The sequence below is a fragment of the Kitasatospora saccharophila genome (assembly GCF_039529925.1).
Lineage (GTDB): Bacteria > Actinomycetota > Actinomycetes > Streptomycetales > Streptomycetaceae > Kitasatospora > Kitasatospora saccharophila.
The window spans coordinates 13052-26211 of the sequence record NZ_BAAANS010000042.1; the positions used below are offsets into that span (position 1 = coordinate 13052).

12 protein-coding genes are annotated in these 13160 nt (G+C 70.8%); 7 read left to right on the forward strand and 5 right to left on the reverse strand.

Annotated elements, in window-relative coordinates; all coding sequences use genetic code 11:
* Window positions 1–10 precede the first annotated feature (10 nt).
* Window positions 11–2890, reverse strand: coding sequence for a GH32 C-terminal domain-containing protein (locus tag ABD345_RS27020; protein ID WP_344555532.1), 2880 nt, complete (start codon window positions 2888–2890; stop codon window positions 11–13).
* Window positions 2891–3161: 271 nt separating this feature from the next.
* Between ABD345_RS27020 and ABD345_RS27025 the strand changes: the two genes are divergently transcribed.
* The gene (locus ABD345_RS27025; RefSeq protein WP_344555534.1) at window positions 3162–3782 is read left to right on the forward strand and encodes a hypothetical protein; all 621 of its coding nucleotides are present in this window, start codon (window positions 3162–3164) and stop codon (window positions 3780–3782) included.
* Between the two features lie 281 nt (window positions 3783–4063).
* Window positions 4064–4228 carry a hypothetical protein gene (locus ABD345_RS27030; protein ID WP_344555535.1) on the forward strand — a complete coding sequence of 55 codons (165 nt, stop codon included), beginning with the start codon at window positions 4064–4066 and terminating at the stop codon, window positions 4226–4228.
* 290 nt (window positions 4229–4518) lie between these two features.
* Here ABD345_RS27030 and ABD345_RS27035 read toward each other — a convergent pair whose 3' ends face one another.
* Window positions 4519–4983, reverse strand: coding sequence for a helix-turn-helix transcriptional regulator (locus ABD345_RS27035; protein ID WP_344555537.1), 465 nt, complete (start codon window positions 4981–4983; stop codon window positions 4519–4521).
* Window positions 4984–5186: 203 nt separating this feature from the next.
* Here ABD345_RS27035 and ABD345_RS27040 point away from each other — a divergent pair, with 203 nt between their 5' ends.
* From ABD345_RS27040 to ABD345_RS27060, 5 genes are all read left to right on the forward strand, one after another.
* The gene (locus tag ABD345_RS27040) at window positions 5187–5681 is read left to right on the forward strand and encodes an ATP-binding protein (protein ID WP_344555539.1); all 495 of its coding nucleotides are present in this window, start codon (window positions 5187–5189) and stop codon (window positions 5679–5681) included.
* Between the two features lie 179 nt (window positions 5682–5860).
* Window positions 5861–6001, forward strand: coding sequence for a hypothetical protein (locus ABD345_RS27045; RefSeq protein WP_280696480.1), 141 nt, complete (start codon window positions 5861–5863; stop codon window positions 5999–6001).
* A 13-nt stretch (window positions 6002–6014) separates the two neighbouring features.
* The gene (locus tag ABD345_RS27050) at window positions 6015–7202 is read left to right on the forward strand and encodes a cupin domain-containing protein (protein ID WP_344555542.1); all 1188 of its coding nucleotides are present in this window, start codon (window positions 6015–6017) and stop codon (window positions 7200–7202) included.
* Complete coding sequence (locus ABD345_RS27055; RefSeq protein ID WP_344555544.1) at window positions 7199–8095, forward strand: aldo/keto reductase; 897 nt, start codon at window positions 7199–7201, stop codon at window positions 8093–8095. The genes ABD345_RS27050 and ABD345_RS27055 overlap by 4 nt, the downstream gene beginning before the upstream one ends.
* Window positions 8079–8912, forward strand: coding sequence for a hypothetical protein (locus tag ABD345_RS27060; protein ID WP_344555546.1), 834 nt, complete (start codon window positions 8079–8081; stop codon window positions 8910–8912). Before ABD345_RS27055 ends, ABD345_RS27060 begins: the two co-directional genes overlap by 17 nt.
* Window positions 8913–9008: 96 nt before the next feature.
* On the opposite strand, the gene ABD345_RS27065 is transcribed toward ABD345_RS27060, so the two are convergent.
* From ABD345_RS27065 to ABD345_RS27075, 3 genes are read right to left on the reverse strand one after another with little or no spacing between them, the layout of a single operon-like run.
* A complete protein-coding gene (locus ABD345_RS27065; RefSeq protein WP_425556878.1) occupies window positions 9009–11393 on the reverse strand; it encodes a beta-xylosidase/alpha-l-arabinosidase in 2385 nt (794 codons plus the stop codon).
* An 8-nt stretch (window positions 11394–11401) separates the two neighbouring features.
* Window positions 11402–12220, reverse strand: a complete 819-nt coding sequence (locus tag ABD345_RS27070; protein ID WP_344555548.1) for a carbohydrate ABC transporter permease — start codon at window positions 12218–12220, stop codon at window positions 11402–11404.
* Window positions 12220–13155 carry a carbohydrate ABC transporter permease gene (locus tag ABD345_RS27075; protein ID WP_344555550.1) on the reverse strand — a complete coding sequence of 312 codons (936 nt, stop codon included), beginning with the start codon at window positions 13153–13155 and terminating at the stop codon, window positions 12220–12222. Before ABD345_RS27075 ends, ABD345_RS27070 begins: the two co-directional genes overlap by 1 nt.
* Between the last annotated feature and the right edge of the window lie 5 nt (window positions 13156–13160).

The following is a 13160-nucleotide window of genomic DNA, read 5'->3' on the forward strand; positions in this document are numbered from 1 at the left end:
CGGTGGCCGGTCAGGGGGTCATGCTGTTCATCTTCCAGACCGTCATGGACTGGACGACGGATCCGTCTCCCCACAGCTGCAGCCCGAGGGAGTCGTTGCGGACGTCGTAGGCCCGGGTGGTGATCGACTTGTACGAGTTCGCGTACGCCTCGACCATCGAGCGGTCGATGAAGACGTCCAGGGTGACCTGGCCGTTGTCCAGGACCAGGGGCCCGCTCTGCACGCCGAGGCTGCTGTCGACGTCGGAGTTGCTGCCGGTCTTGGTCCGGTCGACGCCGAACGTGCCGCCGTTCGCGGTGTCGTAGAAGAACCTGGTGTGCTCCTCGTCGCCGGGGCTGCGCAGGACGTCCAGGCCGAAGCGCTGGGCCGTCCCGGGCTTGAGGGTCAGGTGCACCTGGAGCATGTCGCCCTTGACGGAGGCGAGTTGCTGGTTCACGGCGGCGATGCTCGTCGGACCGGTCACGTCCAGCAGCGGCGCGCCGGCGTGCAGGTTCGCCGTCTCGGCCACCGGGCGGATGCCGAGGTCGCCGTCGGGGCGCATGGTCAGTTCGACCGGCAGCCCGGCGTTGTGCGCCCACCCGGCGTCGTAGTGCGCCTGCTCGGTGCGGCGGTCCTGGGCGATGCTGAAGAGCAGCGACCTGCCCTGGCCGTCCACCGTCCCGCTGGGGCCGGTGAAGTGCTCGCCGTAGTCGAACATCCGCGGCTCGGTGCTGTCCGGCGTCCACGTGCGGGTCGCCACGTCCCAGGTCCCCACCCAGTACAGGGTGTTCTTGCTGCTGTAGGGGCTCGGACCGCTGAACGAGGGGTTCACGATCAGCGCGTTGCGCTGCCGGCCCTGGGCGTCCTTGCCGATCGGCAGGAAGGTGGGCAGCTCCCACACCTGGCCCGACTTGGGGTACGCGCCGACGTCACCCGTCATGAGCGGGCCGACGTAGGTCCAGTGCGCCAGGTCGGTCGAGGTGTACAGCAGCGCCGTGCCGCCGACGTCGGCGCCACCGGTGGTCTGGACGCCGGAGCCCACCAGCTCGAACCAGGTGTTGCCCTCCTTCCAGACGCTGGGGTCGCGGAACTCCCCGACGCGGACCTTGCGCCCGGCGCCGACGTTCGCGGCCGGGTCCTGCTGGGTGACCAGCTGCGGGTCCATCGCCCAGTGCACCAGGTCGGGGTCGTTGGGGTCGACCGGCCGGGCGGTGCCGACCGCCTGGTTGGGGTGCTGCGAGTCGTTGCCGGCAGTGAAGAACAGCACCGGGTTGCCGTTGGCGTCGACGGTGGAGCCGCCCGACCACACGCCGTCCGGTGCCACGCTGTCGGCGGTGGGCGCCAAGGCGATCGGCAGGTCCCGCCAGTGCACGAGGTCCGTGCTCACCGCGTGTCCCCAGCTGATGTTGTGCCAGTAGGGGCCATGCTCGTTGTACTGGTAGAAGAGGTGGTACTGGCCCTTGATGAAGATCGGGGCGTGCGGCTCGTTCATCCAGTGGTTCGGGGCGGTGAAGTGGTACCCGGGCCGGTACTTGTCACCGTCGTAGCGCGAGCGGTCCTGGGGCATGTGCGCGGCCGGGATCACGCCGCCCGCGAACGTCGACAGCGTCGCGCTGTGCCCGCTGGCGACCTCGGCGGCGCTCAGGGGCCGGTCGTAGACCTTCACCTCGTCGATGAGGCCGCTGAACATGTTGACGGCGAAGGTCCCGTTGATGATCTCGGGCTGGTTGTGGCGCCCGATCAGCAGCGGCACCTGCGCGGCCTGCAGGCTCACCCCCACGGGAATCGCGCTCTGCGCCACCTGGGTCCCGTTGAGGTACAGCGTCATCGTGCCGTGCGCCGAGTCGAACGTGGCCACCAGGTGCGCCCACTGGCCGACGGTGAGGGCGGCCGACTGCGGGGCGCTGACCTCCCGCCAGGCGTCGCCGGTGCCGACGCCGAGCTTCCACACGCCGTGGCGGCCGACGCCCAGGGAGAACCCGAGGTGGGCCCCGGCGTCCTGCTGGTTGACGATCGCCGACACCTTGCCGGCGTCGCCCCACTCGAAGCCCTGCGGAGCGACCCAGGTGTCGATGGTCAGCCCATCGGGCGCCAGCGGCACGGAGGAGGCGCTGCGGCTGACCCACGTCGAGTAGCCGTCGAACTTCAGGGCACCGGACAGGGCGCCGTCACCGGCGGCGGCGGGCTGCCACAGCGGGTCGCTGTTCGGCTTGTACACCGCGTTGTTGAACACGTAGCTGATCGGGTCGGCCTGGTGGCTGACCTGCTCCACCGTGCTCGTCCCCTTGTTCTCGGAGAAGTTCCAGTACGCGACGGGACCGCTGGTGCCGCCGCCGCCGGGCTGGTCGAGGCCGTTGCGGACGTCGTCGAGGCTGATGTGGCCCCAGCCGCCGGTGGCCTGGTCGACGACCTTGATTCGCAGTTGCTGGCCGATGCGGTCGCGTACGTCCCAGGTGACGCGGCGGTACGTCTCGTTGTTCGTGCCGGTGGCCTTCTGCAGGACGGTGCCGTCGGCGGTGGTCAGGGCGACGTACAGGTTGTTGAGGTCCTGCCCGCCGGAGACCAGCAGGCTGACCATGCCGGTGCCCGACAGGGTGAAGGGGCTGGAGGTGAGGGTGCCCGTGCCGGCGTCTCCGGCGGCCTTGAAGCCCCACAGGTGGTAGGTGCCCTGCTGGTTGAAGCAGCAGCCCCACCCCCAGCCGGTCTCCGAGGTGACACCGCCCTGGAAGGCGTTGCCCGTCGCGGTCCACCCCGACAGGTCACCCGTCTCGAACCCCGGGTTGACCAGGTCACCCGTGGCGGCGACCGCCTGATGGGCGGTCAGCACCGAGCCCATGGGCAGGCAGAACAGCAGCGCGAGCAGCAGGCGCAGGACGACGCTGCGCCCCGGCGGGGCAGAGTGTCTACGCACGAGGTTCCCTCCGTGTTTCTGGCGTGCTAAATCGAATCTTCATGGCCGCCGATGCTGGTGGCGCCAAGCTTGCTAATACAAGTGGCGTGACGTAATTGTTTACTAATTCGTTACCAATTTCGAGGTGTCAAATGCCGTGCTAATTCGATTTAGCGACTGTCGAGTCTCGGAGGATGAGGAGCTCGCGGCGAAGCGCAAGGAGTGCGGGGCGGAGAGGGTGCGCTTGACGTGGGCGGCGGCGAGTGGTTCGGGCGCGGATTCGAGGCGTTCCTTGGCAGCCTTGCGAGAAGGGCGCCGCGCCGGTCAGGGCTGGATCGTCGCCGCCGACCGCGAGCAACAGCCCTTCACCGTCCACGTCGAGTGTGTCCAAGTCGCGGTCGATCGCATCCCCGACCTGCGCGACCTCGTCGTCCGCGTCCGCCACGCCGGCAAGCGCATCGCCATCGTTGACACCGGCCACTCCGCCCTCACCGCTCTCGTCGCCCTGGCCAGGGGCGCACCCGGTACCTACGCGGTCTGGGTGCCGTGCCGCAGTCCCACCGGACTCGCTTGCAACGGCGGCAACGCCGCCCAACTGCCGGCCTGCGGCGTCCTGGGCCTCGCCGCCAAGGGCGCCGCGGACAACGGCCACGCCGCCGCGCTGACCGGCTTTCACGCCACCATCGTCGAAAAGATCGCCGACGGCAGGCTGATGCTCATCTCCGAATACGGCACCCGCACCGAGTGCCTGGACGACCACCTCCAGGCCCCACTTGAGCTCGTCTCACTGATCGACGCCAATCAGCACTCCTGCGGCGCCGTCTACCCCGACGGCGCCCACCCCGAGAGGGACGGATACCTCGTCGGCATGAAGGCCTGCGCTGTGGACGCGCCCCGATCTGCATCGGCCTGACCGGCTGCGAGTAGGTCCGCTCGGTGGCCACCCGCCTCGCCAGCGACGCCCAGGAGCAGGACGGCTGCTGCTGCGGAGCCCCCGCTGGGCCGCAGCTCACTATTTTGGGCGTTCCTTCGGCAGGTGGTTCCTGCTCGTCCGGCGGCGGCTGCTGACCGCCAGGGGAGTCATCCAGCGGAGTCGCGGCCGAACTGCTCGCCCGGTCGTGGCCCCGCGCCGTGCTGTCCGCCCTGTGCCTGGCCAAGACCACCGGCTGGGAAGCGCTCCATTACGCATCCCCCATGCGGCTGTCCTCCATCGCCAGGCCCACTGGGCGGTTCACGCAGGCGGCCACTGCGGTACTGGTGACCTCCGCACTGGCCGGTACCCCGATCAGCTGCCTGCTGGACCGGCACGGCTCGAAGACGGCGATGGCTGCGGGCGCCGCTGCTTGGCGGCACGGGTGATACCTCGCCCGAATGGCGCGCTGCCGGTAAGAGATCGAACCCGTTGAGCCTGGAGCCCCGAGCGATGGCTACCGAGAGTAGCGAGTTGGCCTACTGTCCAGCGCTGGAAAGGGCAAGAAGGCGGCACTGCGAGTTCGATCTATCCCTGCTCATTTCACACTCATTTCACATCGCGAGCCCCAGAGGTACTGCAACCGCTCCCCCGCTACGCGTTTCCGCAGGTCAGGGCCCTGCCTGACCTGCGGAAACGATGAGAGATTAAACTTCATTTCCGCAGGTCAGAGGGGGTCCTATAGGTCGTGGAAGAGCTCGAACACCGGCTTGCTCACGTAGTCCGCTGCCAGCCTCGCGATGTCCGCGTCGATCTGTTCCAGCAGCGTGTCGTCCACATTGGACGCGCTCGCGAAGCGAAGGAAGAGCGCGGACTCTGCCGATTCGGCTGCCACGGCCACTACGAGATCGTTGCCGTGGTCCGTACGCCGGGCAGGCACAGGAGCCGAGGCGTCGCCGACGCTGCCGGACGGTGGAAGTGCTTCGGTGGCTGCAGGGGGTGCTGCCAGCAGGCCGGCCAACTGGTCGACCGAGAGTCCCAGGGCGCGGGCGTGCTTCGGCCGCATCCAAGGCTGCGGGGCTCCCCTGCCGCTCTCCCATCGCCCCACGGTCGTACGGTCCACATCGAGGGCTTCAGCCAGGGATTCCTGGGTGTGGCCAACCGCTTCCCTGCGCTGGATCAGCCGAGACCTCCTGGATGCCATTCCGCGCCCTCCAGAGGTACGTCAGTTCGTCTGCATCCGCAACAGGCGAGGTCAGGCCCGGGTTTGCAGCACGGATGCCTCATCGCCGCCTCAATTCTGCTCTGGTTCACCGGCTTTGGAGGCGGTTCTGTAGATACCTGCCGGGTGAATCCCGGCGCGAATCGGCCCGCTGCCGACCTCGTCCCGGTGAAAGGTCCGCGCTCATGTCCGTCGCCACCCGCCCGGCCACTGCCCCCGCCCCGTTCGGCTTTCGCGTGCTGCCCAGTGCCGAGGCCGTGCCGGACGCCCGGCGGCGGGTGATACGCGCCGTGCGCGGTTGGGGCCTGCCGCTGGAGGAGGACGCGCTCCGCGATGTCGAGTTGCTGTCCAGCGAGCTGATCACCAACGCCGTGTCCCACACCCACGCCCCGTGCGTCGTAAGCGTGTCCTGGGACGGTGACCGGCTGCGCGTCGAGGTGACGGATGTCGGCCACGAACTGCCGGCTGCTGGCGGGATCGATCTCGACGCCACCGACGGGCGAGGGCTGTTCCTGGTGGCGGCGCTCGCAACGAACTGGGGCGCCGAGCCGGACCCGGCCGGCAAACGGATCTGGTTCGAGGTCGGCACCACCGCCGCCGTTTCGGGCGATGAGCGACTCGCCGCGCTGGTGAGGGCCGCTGCCCCGAAGGCACGGGACGTCGTGCCGACCAACGCCTGACAAGACTTCCCCCACCCTGACACAGGCTGGGGGATGCGGGTGGCCGCGCTGGTCAACAGCCGCGCGGCGTAAGCACCCAAGGTCCCTTGCCAGCGACTCGCCCTGGCAACGGATCCACCGCTGCACCCACGACGGGGCTGGGCAGTCGGCCCGCCCCGAGACTTCCGAAGGAGTGCTTCATGCCCGAGAACCTGACGACCAGCACCGAGCTGGAGGGCGACGGCCTGCTGGTCGCCCGCGCCAAGGTCGCCGCGGCCCGCTCGCGTGGCGAGCAGCCGTCGGACGGCGGCTCCACCGGCCGTACCGACACCAACGACTGACGGCCGCATCACGATGACCGCCGAGCACCTCTCGGCGGTTGAGCGTCTGGGCGGGGATGACTTCCTCGCCCAGACGCTCGGCCGCAGCTTCAAGGTCGTACGCGGTGAAGCCGCGTCACTCGCCGGACTCATGGGCTGGGATGACCTCAACGCCATCCTGACCCACCACCGGTTCGAACCCCCGCGCTTCCGCCTCGCCGCCAACGGCGAGCAGGTGCCCGCGCACACCTACTCCCAGCCGATCGTCACCCGGCGGAGCACCGTCTGGCACCGCCTCCAGCCCTCCGAGCTGCACAAGCGCCTCGCCGAGGGCGCCACGCTGGTCCTGGACGCCGTCGACGAACTCCACCCCGGCATCAGCGCCCTGGCCGGCCAGCTGGAGCGCTGGCTGCGAACCGGCGTACAGGTCAACCTGTACGCCTCCTGGACCGGCACCGAGGGCTTCGGCATCCACTGGGACGATCACGACGTGGTCGTAGTCCAACTCGACGGCGTGAAGCGCTGGCGCATCTACGGCCCCACCCGCACGGTGCCGATGCACCGCGATGTCGAGACGCCTGAGCCGCCGCCCGAGGAGCCGGTCGCCGATCTGGTCCTCACCGCTGGCGATGTGCTCTACCTGCCCCGGGGCTGGTGGCACGCCGTCGCCGCCTCCGAGGGCCAGCACTCGCTGCACGTCACATGCGGGTTGCAGAGCACGACGGGTGCCGACCTGATCACCTGGCTGTCGGAGATGCTGCGTGCCCACGAGGCCGTCCGAGCGGACATCCCGCGCTTCGGGACCGCCGAGGAGCAGCGAGCCTTCCTCGACATGATCGGCAAGCTCATCGCGACCGAGCTGGAGAGCGACGACCTGATCGCCCGCTTCTCCTCCGCCCGCGACGCCACCGAGCGAGCCCGGCTCGCGCCATCGCTTCCCCACATCACGGCGGCCCCACCGGATGCCGACCTGCAGGTGCGCCTGGTCACCACGCGGCCCGCGCTCACAACCGTGCCCGACGGCACCGTCCGGCTTACCGCCGGAGGCGAGGAGTGGACGTTTGCCGCGAAGGCCGAGCCGATGCTCGCACTCCTCAAAGGCGGGGAAGCTCACCGGCTGGCCGACCTCGCGCAGGCCGCAGGCGTCACCCTCGCGCAGGCGGCCGGTGTCGTGACGGAGCTGGTCGACGGCCAGGCCGCTGCGATCGGAGGCTCACGATGACCGCCCAGCTGGGCCTCGGCACTTACCGCTGTCGCGATGTGGCCGAGGCCGCGGTAAGGGCCGCTTCTCGGGGCGCCGACTGGGTGGACACCGCACCCAACTACGAGGGTGGCCGGGCGGAGGCGGCACTGGCCCTGGTCCTGGCGGCGTATCCGGATCTTCGCGTCTCCACGAAGGTGGGTTTCGTCCCTCCCAGTGCCAGGCGGATCGGCGTGCGCGCTGGTGCGCTGTCCGCCGGTGACGCAAAGCGCGGGCACTGCCTGGCGCCGGACTACATCGCCTGGCAGGTCGCCCGTAGCAGGCGCATGCTCGGCCGCATCCCCGACGTGGTGTTCCTGCACAACCCGGAACACGACTGCCAGGAAAACGAGTTCGCTGACCGGCTCTACTCCGCGTTCCTCGCTTTGGAGGAGGCGTGCAGCCAGCGCGTCATCAGTTCCTACGGAGTGGCTATCTGGCGCGGTTTCAGCAGCGGACTCTTCGACGTACCCGCCCTACTCGAACTCGCGACCAAGGCCGGCGGCCCGCAGCACCACCTACGGGCCGTCCAACTCCCCGTCTCCCTCGTCCACCTCGCGCCCGTCGCCCAGGCCCTCGACGGGCACGGCCCGCTGGTCGATGCCTTGGACGCGGGGCTGGAGGTGTTCGCCTCCGCCCCGCTCCACGGTGGCGAGATCCCCGGCATCGTGACCCGTGACCTGACCGACCTGATCAGCCCCGGCAGCACGCCCGCGCAGGCTGCCCTCGCCGTCGTCGCCTCGACCACCGGGGTGGGACGCGTACTCCTGTCGACGGGGGATCCGGAACACTGGGCGCAGGCCGCCGATGCCGTCGGCCGTCCGCCGTTGTCTCCGGACGTGCTGCGAAGGGTCGTCGATGTACTCGGAACCTGAGCCGGGCACCGCCGGGCGGATGCGCGAGATGCACGCCGCAGCAGCAAGGGCGCTCGACGCGACGCCGATCGGCTCGCGCGAAGCGTGGGGCTGGCATGGACGCACCCTCGGCCGACCGGTCGCCACGGCGTCCGGCGAGGGCTGGCTCCGCCTGGTGTCCGCCCCGGCCGACAAGGCCGGCGGGAAGCTCTGGGAGGGACCGCGGGAGGCGGAACGGCTCATGCCGCCCGCGGTCCCAAGACCGCGCCTGAGGAACCGGCGCACCTGGAGCGAGGGCGGGCACGGCTACCTGGCCGAGCTGTACGACCGGGTCACCACGCCGACCGTCACCACCGATGAACCGATCCTCCGGAAAGCGCCCGACCTGGACGACGCCTGGTGGGACGGACTCAGCACCGCGCTCGACGCCGTCGCCGCCGTCCCCAGCACCCGGGTGGCGGTCCGTCAGGAGTACCTGGACCGCGCCATGCCGCAGTACCTCGGCGTCCCGATCGACACCAGGGTGCCCGCCTGGACGACCGCTCACGGGGACCTGCACTGGGCCAACCTCACGAGTCCGACCCTCGCGGTGCTCGACTGGGAGGGCTGGGGCGTCGCGCCCGCCGGGTACGACGCGGCCGTCCTGCACAGCTACAGCCTGCTCGTGCTGGAGACCGCCGCGGAGGTCCGGCGGCGGCTCGGGCGCGTCCTCGACACACCGGCGGGGAGGTTCGCCGAGCTCGTGGTCATCACCGAGCTCCTGCAGACCACCGCCCGGGGCGACAACCTCGACCTCGCGGGGCCCCTGCGGGGGAGGCTCTCCGAGATCACCGCCTGACCGCCTGACCGCCCGGCCGGCGAACGCCGACGGCCGCGCCCCCTGCCCGGAGCGGGAGGGGGCGCGGCCGTCGTGGCGGTGCGTGGCGGTGCGGGGTCAGGCGGTGCGGATGTCCGCGTGCAGGTGGCGGGTGTGGTCGAGGACGCGGGTCGGGCCGGTCAGGTGGGTGGTGGCGGTGAGGCGGGGGTCGGTGCTGGAGGCGGCGATGCGCAGTTCCAGGGCGCCGGGTTCGACGGTCCGGCGGCCGTCGCGACCGGTGAAGGAGGCGAGGTCGGCGGGGACGGCGATCCGGACCCGGGTCCGCTCGCCCGGCTCCAGGGTGATGCGGCGGTAGCCGATCAGGCGCTGGACGGGCTGGACCACGCTGGCGACGGGGTCGTGCAGGTAGAGCTGCACGGTCTCGCTGCCCGCCCGGTCGCCGGTGTTGTGCAGGGTGAAGGAGAGTTCGAGGGTGCCGTCGGTGTCGGCGGTGCCCCGTTCCACCTCCAGTGCGCTCCAGTCGAAGGAGGTGTAGCCGATGCCGTGCCCGAACCCGAAGGCCGGGGTGGGGTCGGTGCTGGAGACCTCGCTGGGTCCGGCGAGCCGGGCGGCCAGGTAGGTGGAGGGCTGGACGCCGGGCCGGGCCGGGATGCTGACGGGCAGTCGGCCGGACGGGTTGACCCGGCCGCTGAGCACGCCGGCCACCGCTTCGGTCCCGGCCTCGCCGGGGAAGAAGGTCTGCACGAGGGCGGCCGCCTCGGTGACGGCGCGGCCCAGCGCGTAGGGGCGGCCGGCCAGCAGCACCGGCACCACGGGCTTGCCGGTGTCCAGCAGGGCGTCGAGCAACTGCTGCTGCACGCCGGGGAGTTCGAGCAGCTCCACGTCGCAGCCCTCGCCGCTGGTGCCGCGTCCGAACAGGCCGGCCCGGTCGCCGAGGGCGACGATCACCACGTCGGCCCGGCGGGCGGTGTCGAGGGCCTCGGCGAACCCGGAGGTGTCGGTGCCGTCGACGCTCGTCCCGGCGACCGTCCAGATCTCGCTGCCGGGGAACTCGGCGGCCAACGCCTGCCGCAGCGTGGGCAGTTCGATGCCGACGGGGACGTCCGGGTGCTGGCTGCCGACGTGCACGGGGAAGGCGTAGCAGCCGAGCACCGAGGTCGGGGTGTCGGCGTTGGGGCCGATCAGGGCGATCCGGCGGGGGGCGCGCAGCGGGAGGGTGCCGTTGTTGGCGAGCAGCACCACGGCGCGTTCGGCGATCTCGCGGGCGAGTTCGCGGTTCTCCGGCCGGTCCAGGTCGACGCTGCCGCGCAGGGCGGCCGGGTCGTCCAGCGACCGGCCGGCCAGGACGGCGGGGACGGCGTCCCAGTCCTCGTCCAGCAGGCCGAGTTCGGCCTTCTGGGCCAGGACGCGGCGCAGTGCCGTGTCGATCAGCGCCTCGGGGACGGTGCCGTCCTCGACGGCCCGCAGCAGCGGCTCGCCGAAGGTCTTGACGGTGGGCAGTTCGACGTCGACGCCGCTGGCCAGGGCGAGCGCGGCGGCTTCGGCCCAGTCCCCGGCGACGCCGTGCAGCACCTTCAGGAAGGCGATGCCGAAGTAGTCGGCGACCACGGTTCCGTCGAAGCCCCAGGTGTCGCGGAGCAGTCCGGTCAGCAGTTCGCCGTCGGCGGCGGAGGGGATGCCGTCGGTGTCGGTGTAGGCGTGCATGACGGAGCGCGGGCGGCCCTCGCGGACGGCCATCTCGAACGGCGGCAGGATGACGTCGGCGCGTTCGCGGGTGCCCATGCCGACGGGGGCGAGGTTGCGCCCGGCGCGGGAGGCGGAGTACCCGGCGAAGTGCTTGAGGGTGGCGACGATGCCCGCCGACTCCAGGCCCTGCACGTAGGCGGTGGCCACCGTGCCGATCAGGTAGGGGTCCTCGCCGATGGTCTCCTCGACCCGGCCCCAGCGGGCGTCGCGGACCACGTCGAGGACGGGGGCGAGGCCCTGGTGGACGCCGACCGAGCGCATGTCGCGGCCGATCGCCTCGGCCATCCGCCGGATCAGGTCGGGGTCGAAGGTGGCGCCCCAGGACAGCGGGACCGGGTAGGCGGTGGCGCCCCAGGCGGCGAAGCCGGCCAGGCACTCCTCGTGGGCGAGGGCCGGGATCCCGAAGCGGTTGGCGGCGGCGATCCGCTGCTGGCTGCGGGCCAGCGAGAGCGCGCCGAGCGCCGGGTCGACCGGGACGGTGCCGAACGGGCGGGTCAGCTGGCCCAGTCCGTTCGGGAGCAGTTCGTCCAGGTCGGGCGGCTCCTCCATGTCGTGCTGGTGCGGGGCGACGTCGCCGCCCTCGTCGGAGGCGCCGACCCAGAGGCCGACCAGCTGGCCGAGCTTCTCGGGGAGCGTCATCTCGGCGATCAGGGCGTCCGCGCGCTCCGCCGGGGTCAGCGTGCGGTCGCGCCAGCGGGGGGCGGAGGAGGCGGGGGATGCGGCCGGGTTCGTCTCGGCGATCGGTTCGGCGGTCATTTCGGCGGTCACTTTCCTCCGACGCCCATGAGGCCCTGGACCAAGGCACGCCGGGCGAACAGGTAGACGATGAAGATCGGGAGCATCGACAGCACGACGGCGCTGAGCAGGCCGGGCACGTCGACGCCGTGCTCGGTCTGGAAGTTGTACAGGCCGAGGGTGATGACCTTGGTGCTCTCCGACTGGGTGAGGATCAGCGGGAACAGGAAGCCGTTCCACGCCTGGAGCGCCGAGAAGACCACGACGGAGGACAGGCCGCCCTTGGACAGCGGCACCACCATCTGCCAGAACACCCGCCAGGGGGTGGCACCGTCCATCGCCATGGCTTCGTACAGCTCGTTGCTGATGTCGCGCATCGCACCGGTCAGCACCAGCGTGCACACCGGCAGGCAGAAGGCCGCGGTGGGCAGGACGATGCCGATCAGGTGGTCGTACAGGCCGGCCTTGCTGATCACGTAGAACATCGGCACGATCACGGCCTGGGCGGGGATCGCCAGGCCCAGCAGGAAGATCCGGAAGACCGTGCTGATGGTCCTGCCCTGGGCCCGGACGATCGCGTAGGCCAGCGGGGGCACGACGAGCAGCACGATCGCGACCACGCTCACCGTGACGATCACGGTGTTGAGGAAGTCCTGACCGAAGCCGTTGGAGAAGTCGGTGACGTAGTTCTGCAGGGTCAGGTGCTCGGGGAAGCTGAGCGGGCCCTCGGAGGAGTAGCTGGAGCGGGTGCGGAACGTCGAGATCAGCAGGACGTACAGCGGGAAGCCGACGACGACCAGCCAGACCAGCGAGCCGAGCCCGGCGAGGTAGTTGGGACGCTTGCGCATCACAGTCCCTCCGTCGTGCCGCGCATCTTGTCGTAGCCGGAGAACCGGACGACGGCGAGCGAGATCAGGGTGGCGACCACCACGAGGACCAGGGCGATGGCCGAGCCGGAGCCGAAGTCGAAGCTCTTGAAGGCTTGCTGGTACATGTAGTAGGCGCTGTTGGTGGTGTCGGTGCCCGGGCCGCCCTGGGTCAGGATCAGCACGGTGTCGAAGGTGGTGAGGCCGCCGACCAGCATCAGGATCACCGAGGTGATCATGGTGTTGCGCAGCTGCGGCAGGGTGATGTGCAGGAACTGCCGGACCTTGCCCGCGCCGTCGATGGACGCGGCCTGGTAGAGCACCTGCGGGATCGCCCGGGCGCCGCCCTGGTAGAGCAGGGCGTGCATCGGCGTCCACTGCCACATGCCGACGAAGGTCAGCACGGCGATGGCGCCGCTCTGCGAGCCCATCAGGTTGCCGTCCCCGAACAGCCACTGCATCTGCGAGGGGACGCCGAAGTTGGGGTCGAGGATGGCCCGCCAGACCACCGATATCGCGGTGGCGGACAGCAGCAGCGGGATGAAGAAGATCGCGGACAGCACGGCGCGGTTGCGCTGGTGCCCGGCCGCCCACACGCCCAGCAGGATGCTGACGGGGGTCTGCACGACGACGCCGGCCACGGTGAGCACCAGGGTGAGCCAGATGCTCTGGGTCATCACGGGGTCGTGCAGCAGCTTGGTCCAGTTGTCCAGGCCGTTGAAGGTGGGGGCGCCGACGCCGTCCCAGCTGGTGAAGGAGAGGACCGCGACCAGCACCAGCGGCAGGAGCGCGAACAGCAGGAAGAAGACGGTCGCGGGGACCGCCCAGACGATGCCCGGGCGGGTCACCCCGACGCCGGCCCGGCGCCCGGCGCGCGCACTGCGGCCGGACACGGACCCGAGGGAGGAAGTACTCATGGAGA

What these genes read in the sequence shown, in the direction of transcription:
- ABD345_RS27030 (WP_344555535.1), top strand. Translation starts at nt 4,064, where the DNA reads ATGCGGCTGTCCTCCATCGCCAGGCCCACTGGGCGGTTCACGCAGGCG.
- ABD345_RS27035 (WP_344555537.1), bottom strand. Translation starts at nt 4,983, where the DNA reads ATGGCATCCAGGAGGTCTCGGCTGATCCAGCGCAGGGAAGCGGTTGGC.
- ABD345_RS27040 (WP_344555539.1), top strand. Translation starts at nt 5,187, where the DNA reads ATGTCCGTCGCCACCCGCCCGGCCACTGCCCCCGCCCCGTTCGGCTTT.
- ABD345_RS27045 (WP_280696480.1), top strand. Translation starts at nt 5,861, where the DNA reads ATGCCCGAGAACCTGACGACCAGCACCGAGCTGGAGGGCGACGGCCTG.
- ABD345_RS27050 (WP_344555542.1), top strand. Translation starts at nt 6,015, where the DNA reads ATGACCGCCGAGCACCTCTCGGCGGTTGAGCGTCTGGGCGGGGATGAC.
- ABD345_RS27055 (WP_344555544.1), top strand. Translation starts at nt 7,199, where the DNA reads ATGACCGCCCAGCTGGGCCTCGGCACTTACCGCTGTCGCGATGTGGCC.
- ABD345_RS27060 (WP_344555546.1), top strand. Translation starts at nt 8,079, where the DNA reads ATGTACTCGGAACCTGAGCCGGGCACCGCCGGGCGGATGCGCGAGATG.
- ABD345_RS27065 (WP_425556878.1), bottom strand. Translation starts at nt 11,393, where the DNA reads ATGACCGCCGAACCGATCGCCGAGACGAACCCGGCCGCATCCCCCGCC.
- ABD345_RS27070 (WP_344555548.1), bottom strand. Translation starts at nt 12,220, where the DNA reads ATGCGCAAGCGTCCCAACTACCTCGCCGGGCTCGGCTCGCTGGTCTGG.
- ABD345_RS27075 (WP_344555550.1), bottom strand. Translation starts at nt 13,155, where the DNA reads ATGAGTACTTCCTCCCTCGGGTCCGTGTCCGGCCGCAGTGCGCGCGCC.